Raw genomic sequence first — 15,661 nt, forward strand, 5'->3', positions numbered from 1 at the left:
GAATGTTCGTTTTACCCCTATTATATCCGGATGCACGCATCCGGTTTTTTTTTGCTGAATTTACCCGCCTCGTTATTTCCCCGCCATATTGAGATAAATCTTAACGACTATTAAACAATCAACTTAGGGTTTAAGGTAAATTTCCTGCACATACTCTATAATTGCTTGTTTGTTATTTAGTGCTTTTCCGTCTGGCTTAATCGCAACCGCTCGCTTTTCATCCTCACTTTGTTTTTTTATTGCGCAACGTGCCAAGGCGTTACACCTTGCGCAGCCGCTTTTTATTTAGCGCAGTTATCATCCATCTGGAAAATCATACGTTTCGCTTTATACTGCATGATTTGCGATACTGGCGAACGTCCGGAAACGCCCTGCCCTTTGCCGCCCCGTGCTGTAACAGTGAGACGTTTTCCCGATACAGGCAGCAAGCAGAGTTCTTTTTGATGACGGCGTATGGCCGGTGGATTGCACACAACGATGAGTCAGTCAGACGCGATGATCCCCAACAAGTTTTCCCTGATGCCGGGCAGCATTACCCGTTTCTTTTTATTGCTGATCGTGGTGCTGCTGGTCTCGCTGGGCGTGATGGTGCAGAGCGCGGTTAACGCCTGGCTGAAAGACCGAAGCTATCAGATAGTGGATATCACCCGCGCCATGCACAAACGGGTCGATACCTGGCGTTACGCCACCTGGCAGATTTATGACAATATCGCCGCCTCGCCTTCCGCCCCTGAAGGCGCCAATCTTCAGGAAACCCGGTTACGTCAGGATGTCTATTATCTGGAAAAGCCGCGCCGGAAGACCGAAGCGCTGATTTTCGGCTCTCATGACAGCTCTACGCTGGAGATGACTCAGCGCATCTCAACATACCTTGATACGCTGTGGGGCGCTGAAACCGTGCCCTGGTCGATGTACTACCTGAACGGCCAGGATAACAGCATGATCCTCATCTCTACCCTGCCGCTGAAAGATCTCTCCTCCGGCTTTAAAGAATCTTCTGTCGGCACTATTGTCGATTCTCGCCGTGCGGAAATGCTGCAACAGGCTAACGCGCTGGACGAGCGAGAAAGCTTTTCGCCGCTGCGCCGTCTTGCCTGGCAAAACGGCCTTTACTTTACGCTGCGCACCACCTTCAACCAGCCCGGGCACCTCGCGACCGTGGTGGCGTTTGATTTGCCCATCAACGATCTGATCCCGCCGGGCATGCCGCTGGAAAGCTTCCGCCTTGAGCAGGACAACAGCCAGGCCACGTTGTCCGGTACGGACAAAGAAACGCCCGATAGCGTCACCATTAACTTCAACAGCTCGCGCATCGAAATCGCCTCGCCGTTGAGCTCCACCAGTCTGCGGCTGGTATGGGAAGTGCCGTTCGGCACGCTGATGATGGACACGCTGCAAAACATTTTGCTGCCGCTGCTGCTGAACCTGGGCCTGCTGGCGCTGGCGCTGTTCGGCTACACCACGTTTCGCAACCAGCCTGCGCCCCGCGCCCAGGAAACGCCGGGTGGCAATAATAAAGAACTGCATATGCTGCGCGCGTTAAATGAAGAGATTGTCTCTTTGCTGCCGCTCGGCCTGCTGGTGCATGACCAGGAAACTAACCGTACGGTTATCAGCAATAAGATTGCCGATCACCTGTTACCGCATCTTAACCTGCAGAACATCACCTCAATGGCGGACCAGCACCAGGGGGTGATTCAGGCGACGGTGAATAACGAACTTTATGAGATTCGCCAGTTCCGCAGCCAGGTCGCTTCGCGCACGCAGATTTTTATCATTCGCGATCAGGACCGCGAAATTCTGGTGAACAAAAAGCTTAAGCAGGCGCAGCGTCTGTATGAGAAAAACCAGCAGGGCCGCGTTGCCTTTATGCACCACATGGGCGAGGCGCTAAGCGCGCCGGTGAAGCAACTGGCAGAGCAGGCTACCGCGCTGCATACCCAGGAAAGCCTGGCGCTTGCGGATCAGGCCGACCGCATTGTGCGCCTGGTGGACGAAATCCAGCTGGCGAATCAACTGGAGGCGGATAACTGGAAGAGCCACAGCAGCGCCTTCGTCATTCAGGATCTTATTGACGAAGTCGTGCCGGAAGTATTGCCCGTTATCAAACGCAAGGGGTTGCAGCTGCTTATCAATAACCAGTTGCCCGCCAATGAAGAGCGCCATGGCGACCGCGAAGCGCTGCGTAAGATCGTACTGATGCTGCTGCACTATTCCGTGACCACCACGCAGATGGGCAAAATCACGCTGGAGATTAGCGCCGAAGAGCATGAGAAGGAGCGGCTGCTGCTGCGCATTCTCGATACCGGCGACGGCATTCATAACGCAGAAATCGATAACCTTCACTTCCCGTTCCTGAATGACACCACGGGCGACCGCTTCGGCAAGGCAAACGGCCTGACCTTCTGGCTGTGCAACCAGCTGGCCCGCCGTCTTGGCGGCAGCCTGAACATTAAATCGCGTCAGGATCTCGGCACCCGCTATTCACTGCACGTTACGATGGCGGCGGAGCCGGTTGATGAAACCGAGCGTGAAGAAGGCCTGCTGGATGACGTGGTAGCGATGGTGGATGTCACCTCCAACGAGGTGCGAAATGTGGTGGTTCGCCAGCTTGAACAGTGGGGAGCGACCTGCATCACGCCAGATGAAAGACTGGCAAGTCAAGAGTTTGATATCTTTTTAACAGATAATCCGTCTAATCTTACTGCCAATGGCCTGCTTTTAAGCGATGATGAGGACGGCGTGAAGCGAATCGGTAACGGTAAGTTCCGCGTCAATTTCAACATCAGTAATGCTATGCAGGAAGCAGTGCTACAACTTATAGAGGAGCAGCTGGCACAGGAAGAAGTTCCCGAGTCACCTTTGGGCGGCGATGAGAATACGCAGCTCCATGCCAGCGGCTATTACGCGCTGTTTGTCGACACGGTACCGGACGATGTTCAGAGGCTGTATACTGAATCAGCAGCAGGCGACTTTGCTTCGCTTGCGCTGACAGCGCATCGCCTGAAAGGGGTGTTTGCGATGCTGAATCTGATACCCGGCAAGCAGCTATGTGAAACGCTGGAGCATCACATTCGCGAGAATGATGCACCAACCATAGAAAAATATATCAGCGACATTGACGCTTACGTCAAAAGCTTGCTGTAGCAAGGTAGCCTAATACATGAACAATATGAACGTAATTATTGCCGATGACCATCCGATTGTTCTGTTCGGCATTCGTAAATCTCTTGAACAAATCGAGTGGGTGAACGTTGTCGGTGAGTTCGAAGATTCCACAGCATTGATCAATAACCTGCCAAAGCTTGACGCACACGTCCTTATCACCGATCTCTCTATGCCGGGCGATAAATATGGCGATGGCATTACTCTTATCAAATACATTAAGCGCCATTTCCCGAACCTGTCCATTATCGTTCTGACCATGAACAATAACCCGGCTATCCTGAGCGCCGTACTGGATCTGGATATCGAAGGCATCGTGCTTAAGCAAGGCGCGCCGACCGATCTGCCGAAAGCGCTGGCTGCGCTGCAAAAAGGCAAAAAGTTCACGCCGGAAAGCGTTTCCCGTCTGCTTGAGAAAATCAGCGCGGGCGGCTATGGCGATAAACGCCTGTCGCCGAAAGAGAGCGAAGTGCTGCGCCTCTTCGCAGAAGGTTTCCTGGTGACGGAAATCGCCAAGAAGCTAAACCGCAGCATCAAAACCATCAGTAGCCAGAAGAAATCGGCGATGATGAAGCTTGGCGTTGATAACGATATCGCCCTGCTTAACTACCTCTCTTCCGTAAGCCTGACGCCTGCGGACAAAGACTAAAAAAAAGCCCTCGCTACTCTGCGAGGGCTTTTTTATCGAAGCGCGACGTTCACCCGCCGCGCTTTTTTTATTCCCGCTTATCCTCGCGCCCGGCGCACCCGCTCGGCATAGACGGCAAGCGTCTGCTTAAGCACATCCAGCGTAACCGGCTTGGACAAACAGCTGTCCATGCCCGATTCGATACAGCGTTGCTTCTCTTCCGCCAGCGCGTTAGCGGTCACGCCAACTACCGGCAGCGTCAGCCCCAACTGGCGGATGCGCTGCGTCAGGCGATAACCATCCATGTTCGGCATGTTAACGTCGCTCAGCACAATATCGATATGATTTTTACTGAGTACGTTAAGCGCATCCACGCCGTCATTGGCGGTTTTGCACTGATAGCCGAGCGAACCAAGCTGGTCGGCCAGCAGGCGACGGTTAATAGGATGATCGTCAACCACCAGAATCATCATATCGTCGTTCTGCTCGGTATTGCTGGCGGCAGCCTGCAACGCAGACGCGCCCGCAGGCACCGCGACATTAATGCTGTAAATGCGCCCAAGCAGCGTGATGACTTCATGCGGCGAAGCGACGCTGTGCAGCCAGACGCCGGCGGCTCGCTCAAGCGGGATGCCGATATGGCGACGGCAGAAGATAATCGCGGCGCGGCCGCGCCAGGCGCCGTCAAGCTCATCGTCGGTAATCAGCACGTCTTCTTTATCTGGCTCTTCGCCTTCATAGCACTGCACCCGAATCCCGTTTTGCTCAAGCAGCGTCTGGAGATAGTGGTTCAGCGAGGCGTTTCGCACGGCGAGCCAGCAGCGTTTATCCGCCAGACCGTCGATGCTCGCTTTCGGCGGCGTCTGCGCGTCATAAAGCGGAATGCGCACGGTGAACTGGCTGCCCATGCCAGGTTCAGTATCTACCGAGATATCGCCATCCATCATGCTGATGAGTTTTTCGCAAATCGCGAGGCCCAGCCCGGTGCCCTGGAAGTTGCGCTGCACGCCCGTGCCGACCTGGAAGAACGGGTCGAAAAGACGCACCACCTCTTTCGCCGGGATGCCGACGCCGGTATCGCGCACGCGGAAGCTCAGGTAATCCCCTTCGACCTGCACATGCAGAATAATGCAGCCGATGTCGGTGAACTTGATGGCATTGCTTAACAGGTTGGAGATGACCTGTTGCAGACGCATCGGGTCGCCCTGCAGCGTCAGCGGCACATCCGGCTCGATAAAACAGTAAAGGCCGAGCTGTTTGCGCACCACCAGCGGCAGATAGTTGGCGGTGATATGGCTCATCACTTCCCGCGGGGAGAACTCGCGCGGCTCGATTTTCAACTGCTCGGACTCAATTTTCGAGAAGTCGAGAATATCGCTGATGATTTTAAGCAGCAGGCTCGACGAGTTGTTCATCGCCGTCACCAGCCTGTCGACCCCTTTCGGCAGCGCTTTGGTTTGCAGCAGGTCGAGGTTACCGATAATGCCGTAAAGCGGGGTGCGCAGTTCGTGGCTCACCGTCGCGAGGAACATCGATTTCGACTGGCTCGCCTGCTCCGCCGCCTGCGCCATATCCTGCAGCGACTCTTCCATCTTCACGCGTGCGGAAACATCCACCAGTACGCAGATAGCCACGTTCTCATTACGGTAGCGCGAATGCACGAAGCTGATTTGCAGGTTGGTGTTATTGCTGGTCAACACGTCGACGAAGTTAACCTGCTGGCCGCAAATAATCTGCGTAAGGCGCTGGCGGTCTTCATGAGTGAGCATGTTGAGGTAATTGTGCGCCAGTTCGTTCGAAAGAATATTGGTGCCGTCTACGGTACGGAGAATGCAAATCCCCACCGGCGCGGAGGCGACAATCTTACGGTTGAATTGCTCATGCTCCTCCAGCCGCTGGGCATCGTTTTCCGCCGGAATGAAAATGCGCCGTTCATACATGCGCGCCAGCGTAAAGAGCACAATCCCCACCAGCACGTTCAGCAATACGGCGTTAAGGATAAGCATGCGGATGCGCTCCAGCACCATATCCACCGGCACGGAGTAGATAATGCTGAGCGAAGACGGCGGCAGCGTTTTCTTGAGGATGAGCTGCTTAAAGCGGGCGGTATAGCCAAACCAGGTGCGTTCCTGCACCCAGCGCGGGTCCGGCTCGATGCGCGTTTCCGGCCCGGTTAAGGAAAGCAGCGGATGGCCGCTCTCATCCAGGATAGTCACGCCCATCGGCAGGCTGCCGGGAGTGTAGAAGTTCTCCATGCGGATGGTTTGCTCAATGCCAAGCAGCGCCTGCAGTCGGTTGCCCGGATAGACCGGCGTCAGGGAGTAGAAATAACCGATGCCAGGACGCGGCCCCTGCCCTACCCAGTAAAGGCTGTTGCCCCGCTCTTCCTGCGGCGCGTTGCGATACTTCATGATGCGCTCGTGCAGCGCCTGCAACGTTTTGTCGCGCTCAAGCGGCATATCGCGCAGCCCAAAATCGGCCATACAGAGATTATCTGAGCCAATCAAAAAGACGCGATTGAGATCGTAGGCCGCTGAAAAATTATCGTGCCAGTAACGTAAAAACCAGGAGAGCGACTGCAGCGAGCCGCGCCAGGCGTTGCCCAGGGTATTGCAGTCTGAATCGGGAAAGAGCGGCACAAAGGTCGGCGTGTCGAGCCGGTCGTCAGACCGCTGGGTCATTTTCAGGGTTTTATCGTCGTTCTGGAGCTGGTTTTCCGCAATGTACTTCAGCTCTTTCATGACGTCCGAGGTGCGCTGAATATAGCGCTGCGCCTGGTCGTAGCTGAGGTTGAATTCCTGATGGATTTCCGCCTCTTTATCATGAAGCGCGCCAACAATATAAAACACGGAAAACAGCGCGATAAGCAGCCACAGCAGTAAGGCTAAAGCCCGGAACAGATAGCGCGAGACTTTAAGCGTCGTGCGAAAAGAGACGAAGTATTTCAAGGTGGCACCGGTAGCCGTCGACAGGTGATAAAAAAAGAATGTCGTTTAAGGTAGCCGTAAAAACCCAAGGTCGCAACGGCAAAGCAAAGGGCCGGTTTCCCGGCCCTTATGACACAGAACAAATGAATTACTCGTCTGCGTCGTCTTCTTCCGCGTCGTCGATATCGTCTTCTTCAACTTCAGATGCGATTTCGTCGTCGCCTTCCGCGACGCTGCCGTCGATGGAGTCGAGCTCTTCGTCATCCACCGGCTCGGCCACGCGCTGCAGACCCACCACGTTTTCCTCTTCCGCCGTGCGGATGAGGATAACGCCCTGGGTGTTACGGCCCACTTCACGGATTTCCGAAACGCGGGTGCGCACCAGCGTACCGGCATCGGTGATCATCATGATCTGGTCGCACTCGTCTACCTGCACCGCGCCGACCACCGCGCCGTTGCGCTCGGTCACCTTGATGGAGATAACGCCCTTGGTGGCGCGGGATTTGGTCGGATACTCTTCAACCGGCGTACGTTTGCCGTAACCGTTCTGCGTGGCGGTGAGGATAGCCCCTTCGCCGCGCGGCACGATAAGCGAAACGACGCTGTCGCTGTCCGCCAGACGGATGCCGCGCACGCCAGTGGCGTTACGGCCCATCGGACGCACGGCGTCTTCTTTGAAGCGCACCACTTTACCCTGCGCCGAGAAGAGCATCACTTCGTCATCCTTCGCGGTGAGGTCGACGCCAATCAGCTCGTCGCCCTCTTTCAGGTTGACGGCGATGATGCCGGCGGTACGCGGACGGCTGAACTCAGTAAGCGCCGTTTTCTTCACGGTGCCGCTGGCGGTCGCCATAAAGACGCTGACGCCTTCTTCGTATTCGCGCACCGGCAGAATGGCGGTGATGCGCTCGTTCGCTTCCAGCGGCAGCAGGTTGACGATAGGACGGCCGCGCGCCCCGCGGCTCGCTTCCGGCAACTGGTAGACCTTCATCCAGTAGAGACGGCCGCGGCTGGAGAAGCAGAGGATCGTGTCATGGGTGTTGGCCACCAGCAGACGATCGATAAAGTCCTCTTCTTTAATACGCGCGGCGGATTTGCCTTTCCCGCCGCGGCGCTGCGCTTCGTAATCCGAAAGCGGCTGATACTTCACATAGCCCTGATGAGACAGGGTGACCACCACATCTTCCTGGTTGATCAGATCTTCAATGTTGATATCGGCGCTGTTCGCGGTGATTTCGGTACGGCGCTCGTCACCAAACTGGTCGCGGATCGCTTCCAGCTCTTCACGAATGACTTCCATCAGACGATCGGCGCTGGAGAGGATGTGCAGCAGCTCGGCAATCTCATCCAGCAGCTGCTTGTACTCGTCGAGCAGTTTTTCGTGCTCAAGACCGGTCAGTTTCTGCAGACGCAGGTCGAGGATCGCCTGGGCCTGCTGTTCGGTCAGGTAGTATTTGCCATCGCGAATGCCGAACTCCGGCTCCAGCCACTCCGGACGCGCGGCGTCATCGCCGGCGCGCTCGAGCATGGCGGCCACGTTGCCAAGATCCCAGCCTGCGGAAACCAGGCCCGCTTTCGCTTCCGCTGGCGTCGGCGCACGGCGGATAAGCTCGATGATCGGGTCGATATTCGCCAGCGCGACCGCCAGACCTTCAAGGATATGGGCGCGTTCGCGCGCTTTGCGCAGTTCGAAAATCGTGCGACGCGTCACCACTTCACGACGGTGACGGACAAACGCGGCCAGAATCTCTTTCAGCGTCATGATCTTCGGCTGGCCATGGTGCAACGCCACCATGTTGATGCCAAAGGAGACCTGTAGTTGGGTCTGGGAGTACAGGTTATTCAGCACCACCTCGCCCACTGCGTCACGCTTAATCTCAATGACGATGCGCATGCCGTCTTTATCAGACTCGTCGCGCAGCGCGCTGATGCCTTCAACGCGTTTTTCTTTCACCAGCTCGGCGATTTTCTCAATCAGGCGCGCTTTGTTCACCTGATACGGAATTTCATGCACGATGATGGTTTCGCGGCCGGTTTTCGCATCCGCTTCCACTTCCGCGCGGGCGCGAATGTAGATTTTGCCGCGACCGGTGCGGTACGCCTCTTCGATGCCGCGGCGGCCGTTAATCAGCGCAGCGGTCGGGAAGTCTGGCCCTGGAATGTACTCCATCAGCCCTTCTACGCTGATGTCTTCGTCCTCGATATAAGCGAGGCAGCCGTTAATCACTTCGGTAAGGTTATGCGGCGGAATGTTGGTCGCCATCCCAACCGCGATGCCGGACGAGCCGTTAACCAGCAGGTTCGGGATCTTCGTCGGCATGACTTCAGGAATTTTTTCCGTGCCGTCGTAGTTATCAACGAAATCGACCGTCTCTTTCTCAAGGTCGGCCATCAGTTCATGGGCGATTTTCGCCAGGCGGATTTCGGTATAACGCATCGCCGCTGCGGAGTCGCCGTCGATGGAGCCGAAGTTGCCCTGGCCGTCGACCAGCATGTAGCGCAGCGAGAACGGCTGCGCCATACGCACGATTGTGTCGTAAACCGCGGAGTCACCGTGGGGATGGTATTTACCGATTACGTCGCCGACAACACGGGCGGATTTTTTGTAGGCTTTGTTCCAGTCGTTGCCCAACACGTTCATGGCGTAAAGTACGCGGCGGTGAACGGGTTTGAGGCCATCTCGGACATCCGGAAGCGCGCGGCCGACAATAACCGACATCGCGTAATCCAGATAGGAGCTCTTCAGCTCTTCCTCAATGTTGACCGGTGTAATTTCTCTGGCAAGGTCGCTCATCTGACCGTTATCCCTCTACTGTGTCCCGGATTCAAAGGTCGGAAATTATAACACAAGCGGGTGATTATCAGTAAGCGGAATAGACCCGCAGAGCGCTTTATTCCCCTGTTTTGCCTGTTATACTCGACGCTCTTGCGAAGAAAGGAGTAAATGCGCTGATGAATGCTGAAAAACCCCCCGTTGCGCGCAACGTTGACCACGAAGAAATTGCCAAATTCGAAGCCGTAGCGTCGCGCTGGTGGGATCTGGAAGGCGAGTTTAAACCGCTGCATCGCATCAATCCCTTGCGCCTTGGCTATATCGTCGAGCGTTCAGGCGGCCTGTTCGGCAAAAACGTGCTGGATGTCGGCTGCGGCGGCGGCATTCTGGCTGAAAGCATGGCCCGCGAAGGCGCATCGGTGACCGGACTCGATATGGGCTTCGAGCCCCTGCAGGTGGCGCGCCTGCATGCGCTCGAAAGCGGCGTTCAGGTGGATTACGTTCAGCAAACGGTGGAAGAGCACGCTCTCCAGAACGCGGGCGCTTATGACGTGGTGACCTGCATGGAGATGCTTGAACATGTGCCGGACCCGCGCTCGGTAGTTCAGGCGTGCGCGAAGCTGGTTAAACCCGGCGGCCACGTTTTCTTCTCTACCTTAAACCGCAACGGCAAAGCCTGGCTGATGGCGGTAGTCGGCGCGGAATATGTGCTGCGCATGGTGCCGAAAGGCACGCACGATGTGAAAAAATTCATCAAACCTGCGGAATTGCTCGGCTGGGTGGACGAAACCCAGCGATTAAAAGAGCGCCATATTATCGGCCTGCACTACAACCCGATAACCAACCGCTTCAAGCTCGCGCCTGGGGTTGATGTAAATTATATGTTGCATACTGAAGCCAAAAACCCTGCCTGATATAAGCTTTTCGTATTAAAAATTGCGCAGCGTTCTGTTGCGCAATTTTTTGGCTGACCAGGAAATCGGCGTTCGATCATATTTTCATTTTTTTTCTTCTGATATTGACACGACCTTCAGCCCTTATAAGACGCGCACTTAGATAATTTCATCGTTTCGTAACCGCAAATTAACGTTGAAATCAAGCCTTGTTCTCAAAAGAATCCAGACTAGAATACTCACCATATAGCGTTTCACTTATCTCAAACCCCCTATATATAGTATTTATCCACAGAGTTAATCACAAAGTTAGCCCTGTGAATAAGCGGGGGATATTTCTATTTCACGGACAGGTATATTTCACATGAATCAGAGTCTGCTGGTGACAAAACGTGATGGCCGTAAAGAGCGCATCGATCTGGACAAAATTCATCGTGTTCTCGACTGGGCGGCTGAAGGGCTGAACAACGTATCCATCTCTCAGGTGGAACTGCGTTCTCACATTCAGTTCTATGATGGCATCACAACCTCCGACATTCATGAAACCATCATCAAGGCCGCGGCGGATCTTATCTCCCGCGACGCCCCGGACTACCAGTACCTGGCCGCGCGCCTGGCTATCTTCCACCTGCGTAAAAAAGCCTACGGCCAGTTTGAGCCGCCGAAGCTTTATGCTCATGTCGTCAACATGGTTGAGCTGGGCAAATACGACAGACATCTGCTGGAAGACTACACGGAAGAAGAGTTCCAGCAGATGGACGGTTTTATCGACCATCATCGCGACATGAACTTCTCCTATGCGGCCGTTAAGCAGCTGGAAGGGAAATACCTGGTTCAGAACCGTGTCACCGGCGAAATTTACGAGAGCGCGCAGTTCCTCTACATACTGGTTGCGGCCTGCCTCTTCTCCGGCTACCCGCGTGAAACCCGTCTGGATTACGTGAAACGCTTCTACGACGCGGTCTCCACCTTTAAAATTTCGCTGCCGACGCCGATCATGTCCGGCGTGCGCACCCCGACTCGCCAGTTCAGCTCCTGCGTGCTTATCGAGTGCGGCGACAGCCTGGACTCCATTAACGCCACCTCCAGCGCGATTGTGAAATATGTTTCCCAGCGCGCGGGCATCGGCATCAACGCCGGCCGCATTCGCGCGCTCGGAAGCCCCATTCGCGGCGGCGAAGCGTTCCATACCGGCTGCATCCCGTTCTACAAGCATTTCCAGACCGCGGTGAAATCTTGCTCCCAGGGCGGCGTTCGCGGCGGCGCGGCGACCCTCTTCTACCCGATGTGGCATCTGGAAGTGGAAAGCCTGCTGGTGCTGAAGAACAACCGCGGCACCGAAGCGAACCGCGTGCGTCACATGGATTACGGCGTGCAGATCAACAAGCTGATGTACACCCGTCTGCTGAAAGGTGAAGAGATAACCCTGTTCAGCCCGTCCGACGTACCGGGCTTGTACGACGCGTTCTTCGCCGACCAGGATGAGTTCGAACGTCTGTATGTGAAATATGAAAAAGACGACAGTATTCGCAAGCAGCGCATCAAAGCGTCCGAGCTCTTCTCGCTGATGATGCAGGAGCGCGCCTCCACCGGCCGCATCTACATCCAGAACGTTGACCACTGCAACACCCACAGCCCATTTGACCCGGTTGTCGCGCCGGTGCGCCAGTCTAACCTGTGCCTGGAAATCGCGCTGCCGACCAAACCGCTGGAAGATGTCAACGACGAGAATGGCGAAATCGCGCTCTGCACCCTCTCTGCCTTTAACCTTGGCGCGATTGAGAACCTGAACGAACTGGAAGAGCTGGCTATTCTTGCGGTACGCGCCCTTGACGCCCTGCTCGACTACCAGGATTACCCGATCCCGGCCGCAAAACGCGGCGCGATGGGTCGCCGTACGCTGGGTATCGGCGTTATCAACTTCGCTTACTACCTGGCGAAGCACGGCGTGCGTTACTCCGACGGCAGCGCCAACAACCTGACGCACAAAACGTTCGAGGCTATTCAGTATTTCCTGCTGAAGGCGTCTAACGAGCTGGCGAAAGAGCAAGGCGCCTGCCCGTGGTTCAACGAAACCACTTACAGCAAAGGCATCCTGCCAATCGACACCTACAAAAAAGACCTGGATGCGATTGCTAACGAACCGCTGCACTACGACTGGGAAACCCTGCGCGAATCGATCAAAACGCACGGCCTGCGCAACTCCACCCTGTCGGCGCTGATGCCTTCGGAAACCTCTTCGCAGATTTCCAACGCCACCAACGGCATTGAACCGCCGCGTGGCCACATCAGCATCAAAGCGTCGAAGGACGGCATTCTGCGTCAGGTGGTGCCGGATTACGAACACCTGAAAGAGCAGTATGAACTGCTGTGGGAAATGCCGAACAACGACGGCTATCTGCAACTGGTAGGTCTGATGCAGAAATTCATCGACCAGTCGATTTCGGCGAACACCAACTACGACCCGCAGCGCTTCCCGTCAGGCAAAGTGCCGATGCAGCAGCTCCTGAAAGACTTGCTCACCGCGTACAAGTTCGGCGTGAAAACGCTGTACTACCAGAACACCCGCGACGGTGCGGAAGATGCCCAGGATGACCTGGCGCCGTCCATTCAGGACGACGGCTGCGAAAGCGGCGCTTGTAAGATTTAAGAAGGTCGTTGACCTGAAGCAGCCCTCTTCCCGGTGAAGAGGGTTTCTCTTTTCCCCCTCGCCCCTGCGGGGAGAGGGCCGGGGTGAGAGGCATACTCAAATCGCCTCTTATCAACAAAGCCGTTTCACAGGATTTACGTCATGGCCTACACCACTTTTTCACAGACGAAAAACGACCAGCTTCTTGAACCCATGTTCTTCGGCCAGCCGGTCAACGTAGCGCGCTACGATCAGCAAAAATATGAAATTTTCGAAAAGCTTATCGAAAAGCAGCTTTCGTTTTTCTGGCGTCCGGAAGAGGTGGATGTCTCCCGCGACCGCATCGATTTCCAGGCGCTGCCGGAGCATGAAAAGCATATCTTCCTGAGCAACCTGAAATACCAGACGCTGCTGGACTCCATTCAGGGCCGCAGCCCGAACGTCGCGCTGCTGCCGCTTATCTCTATTCCGGAGCTGGAAACCTGGGTTGAAACCTGGGCCTTTTCCGAGACTATCCACTCGCGCTCTTATACGCACATCATCCGCAACATCGTGAACGACCCGGCGCTGGTGTTTGATGATATCGTCACCAACGAGCAGATCTTAAAGCGCGCCGAAGGCATCTCTCATTACTATGATGACCTGATCGAGCTGACCAGCTACTGGCATCTGCTGGGCGAAGGCACCCACAGCGTGAACGGCAAAACCGTTACCGTGAACCTGCACGAGCTGAAGAAGAAGCTCTACCTGTGCCTGATGAGCGTGAACGCGCTGGAAGCGATTCGCTTCTACGTCAGCTTCGCCTGCTCCTTCGCTTTCGCCGAGCGCGAACTGATGGAAGGCAACGCCAAAATTATTCGTCTGATTGCCCGCGACGAAGCGCTGCACCTCACCGGCACCCAGCATATGCTGAACCTGATGCGCAGCGGCGAAGATGACCCCGAGATGGCGCAGATAGCCGAAGAGTGCAAACAGGAGTGTTACGACCTGTTCGTGCTGGCGGCGCAGCAGGAAAAAGAGTGGGCGGAATACCTGTTCCAGGGCGGCTCGATGATCGGCCTGAACAAAGATATCCTCTGCCAGTACGTCGAGTACATTACGAACATCCGCATGCAGGCTGTGGGTCTGGATCTGCCGTTTAAGACCCGCTCAAACCCGATCCCGTGGATCAACACCTGGCTGGTTTCCGATAACGTGCAGGTGGCGCCGCAGGAAGTGGAAGTGAGCTCTTATCTGGTCGGCCAGATCGATTCTGAAATCGACCACGACGATCTCAGCAGCTTCCAGCTCTGATATGTGCCGCGTTACGCTTCGCCTCACCGGTTCACAGCTTGAGTGTGACGAGGAGCATCCTTCGCTGCTTATCGCGCTCGAATCGCACAAGGTGGCGGTGGAATACCAGTGCCGCGAAGGCTACTGCGGCTCATGCCGCACGAAGCTGGTGACAGGCCAGGTCACCTGGCTTACCGAGCCGCTGGCGTTTATTCAGCCAGGCGAAATTCTCCCCTGCTGCTGCAAAGCGCAGGGGGATATAGAAATAGAAATGTAATCTCGTACAGAAAAGCAAAAGGGGCCGAAGCCCCTTTTTTATTGGTTTTTGTGCAGGTACTGCACCGCTTTGTCCGGGAAGTCGGTAAACACCCCTTCCACATCGGCCTGGCGGTAAAGCACTTCATAAAGCTGATTCACATCGCTGACGTAGTCCGGAAGCTTATCGGCGCGCACGGTATAAGGATGAACAGGCAAGCGGCTGGCATGCGCTTCCTGCGCCATCGCCGTGAGCTTCACGTTCCCCTTTGTCGACCCTGGCGCCACCAGCATGTGGTAATCAGGGCCAATGCCGTCGGCATATTTCGCAATCTCTTTCATTGCGCCAGGTTTGAACATCCAGTCGTAGCTGTAGTTAACCCAGGTGCCGTCTGGCTGCTTCTGCTGGGTTTCGTTCCAGTCGGTGTACGCGATAAGCTGCACCAGCTTCAGATCCATCCCCATCTTCGGCTCAAGCTCGGTTTTAATGCGCTTAAGCTCATTAGCGTCAAAGCATTGCAGGTAAACAGCATCTCGCTTTGCAACATAGCCATACTGCTTCAGCACCCCGAGCACCTTCGCCGCGATATCTTTCCCTTCCTGATGGTGAAACCAGGGGGCTTTAATCTCCGGGTAGATGCCGATGCGCTTGCCGGTTGCGTGGTTCAGCCCCTGAACGAACTCAATTTCCTCTTCAAAGGTGTGCACGCGGAAATCTGATTTGCCCATCGGAAAACGGCCCGGGAAGGTCTGCACCTTTTTGCCGTTTTCGAGATCAAACCCCTCGGTGAATTTCAGGGATTTGATCTCCGCGAGCGTAAAGTCGATGGCGTAATAGCGCCCGTCTTTACGCGCCCGGTCGGGAAAACGTTCCGCCACGTCGGTGACGCGATCCAGGTAGTGGTCATGCAGCACCACCAGCTGGTCATCCTTTGTCATCACCAGATCCTGCTCAAGGAAATCCGCCCCCTGGGCATAGGCCATCGCTTTAGCCGGCAACGTATGCTCCGGCAGGTAGCCGCTTGCGCCGCGGTGCGCAATCACGATTTTATCGCTCGCCGCCGCGCTCCCCGCCACGGCGCAAAGCGCCAGCGTCATAAGCGTTGTTTTAAGCTTCAT

9 protein-coding genes are annotated in these 15,661 nt (G+C 55.6%); 6 read left to right on the forward strand and 3 right to left on the reverse strand.

The genetic code is table 11. From position 1 onward, the window contains the following. Window positions 1-477 precede the first annotated feature (477 nt). Together rcsD and rcsB are read left to right on the forward strand one after the other, a co-directional pair. The gene (rcsD, locus tag MT962_RS18820) at window positions 478-3,147 is read left to right on the forward strand and encodes a phosphotransferase RcsD (protein ID WP_024556254.1); all 2,670 of its coding nucleotides are present in this window, start codon (window positions 478-480) and stop codon (window positions 3,145-3,147) included. A gap of 16 nt (window positions 3,148-3,163) precedes the next feature. Continuing rightward, complete coding sequence (gene rcsB, locus MT962_RS18825; protein ID WP_024554072.1) at window positions 3,164-3,814, forward strand: response regulator transcription factor RcsB; 651 nt, start codon at window positions 3,164-3,166, stop codon at window positions 3,812-3,814. A 77-nt stretch (window positions 3,815-3,891) separates the two neighbouring features. On the opposite strand, the gene rcsC is transcribed toward rcsB, so the two are convergent. Together rcsC and gyrA are read right to left on the reverse strand one after the other, a co-directional pair. Continuing rightward, the gene (gene rcsC, locus MT962_RS18830) at window positions 3,892-6,741 is read right to left on the reverse strand and encodes a two-component system sensor histidine kinase RcsC (RefSeq protein ID WP_024556253.1); all 2,850 of its coding nucleotides are present in this window, start codon (window positions 6,739-6,741) and stop codon (window positions 3,892-3,894) included. Window positions 6,742-6,868: 127 nt separating this feature from the next. Further along, window positions 6,869-9,514 carry a DNA topoisomerase (ATP-hydrolyzing) subunit A gene (gyrA, locus tag MT962_RS18835; protein WP_024556252.1) on the reverse strand — a complete coding sequence of 882 codons (2,646 nt, stop codon included), beginning with the start codon at window positions 9,512-9,514 and terminating at the stop codon, window positions 6,869-6,871. Between the two features lie 158 nt (window positions 9,515-9,672). Between gyrA and ubiG the strand changes: the two genes are divergently transcribed. The 4 genes from ubiG to yfaE all read left to right on the forward strand — a co-directional run bounded on the left by ubiG (window position 9,673) and on the right by yfaE (window position 14,564). After that, a complete protein-coding gene (ubiG, locus tag MT962_RS18840; protein WP_048888501.1) occupies window positions 9,673-10,407 on the forward strand; it encodes a bifunctional 2-polyprenyl-6-hydroxyphenol methylase/3-demethylubiquinol 3-O-methyltransferase UbiG in 735 nt (244 codons plus the stop codon). Window positions 10,408-10,750: 343 nt separating this feature from the next. Beyond that, window positions 10,751-13,036 carry a class 1a ribonucleoside-diphosphate reductase subunit alpha gene (nrdA, locus tag MT962_RS18845; RefSeq protein ID WP_024556250.1) on the forward strand — a complete coding sequence of 762 codons (2,286 nt, stop codon included), beginning with the start codon at window positions 10,751-10,753 and terminating at the stop codon, window positions 13,034-13,036. 141 nt (window positions 13,037-13,177) lie between these two features. Next, on the forward strand, window positions 13,178-14,308 hold the full coding sequence (nrdB, locus tag MT962_RS18850; RefSeq protein ID WP_024556249.1) for a class Ia ribonucleoside-diphosphate reductase subunit beta: 1,131 nt from the start codon (window positions 13,178-13,180) through the stop codon (window positions 14,306-14,308). A 1-nt stretch (window position 14,309) separates the two neighbouring features. Then, the gene (yfaE, locus tag MT962_RS18855) at window positions 14,310-14,564 is read left to right on the forward strand and encodes a class I ribonucleotide reductase maintenance protein YfaE (RefSeq protein ID WP_024556248.1); all 255 of its coding nucleotides are present in this window, start codon (window positions 14,310-14,312) and stop codon (window positions 14,562-14,564) included. Between the two features lie 38 nt (window positions 14,565-14,602). Here yfaE and glpQ read toward each other — a convergent pair whose 3' ends face one another. After that, window positions 14,603-15,661 carry a glycerophosphodiester phosphodiesterase gene (gene glpQ / locus MT962_RS18860; RefSeq protein WP_048888502.1) on the reverse strand — a complete coding sequence of 353 codons (1,059 nt, stop codon included), beginning with the start codon at window positions 15,659-15,661 and terminating at the stop codon, window positions 14,603-14,605.

The organism is Franconibacter sp. IITDAS19, assembly GCF_023079515.1.
Taxonomy (GTDB): Bacteria; Pseudomonadota; Gammaproteobacteria; order Enterobacterales; family Enterobacteriaceae; genus Franconibacter; species Franconibacter pulveris.

What these genes read in the sequence shown, in the direction of transcription:
- rcsB (WP_024554072.1), top strand. Translation starts at nt 3,164, where the DNA reads ATGAACAATATGAACGTAATTATTGCCGATGACCATCCGATTGTTCTG.
- rcsD (WP_024556254.1), top strand. Translation starts at nt 478, where the DNA reads ATGAGTCAGTCAGACGCGATGATCCCCAACAAGTTTTCCCTGATGCCG.
- yfaE (WP_024556248.1), top strand. Translation starts at nt 14,310, where the DNA reads ATGTGCCGCGTTACGCTTCGCCTCACCGGTTCACAGCTTGAGTGTGAC.
- nrdA (WP_024556250.1), top strand. Translation starts at nt 10,751, where the DNA reads ATGAATCAGAGTCTGCTGGTGACAAAACGTGATGGCCGTAAAGAGCGC.
- gyrA (WP_024556252.1), bottom strand. Translation starts at nt 9,514, where the DNA reads ATGAGCGACCTTGCCAGAGAAATTACACCGGTCAACATTGAGGAAGAG.
- ubiG (WP_048888501.1), top strand. Translation starts at nt 9,673, where the DNA reads ATGAATGCTGAAAAACCCCCCGTTGCGCGCAACGTTGACCACGAAGAA.
- glpQ (WP_048888502.1), bottom strand. Translation starts at nt 15,661, where the DNA reads ATGAAGCTTAAAACAACGCTTATGACGCTGGCGCTTTGCGCCGTGGCG.
- nrdB (WP_024556249.1), top strand. Translation starts at nt 13,178, where the DNA reads ATGGCCTACACCACTTTTTCACAGACGAAAAACGACCAGCTTCTTGAA.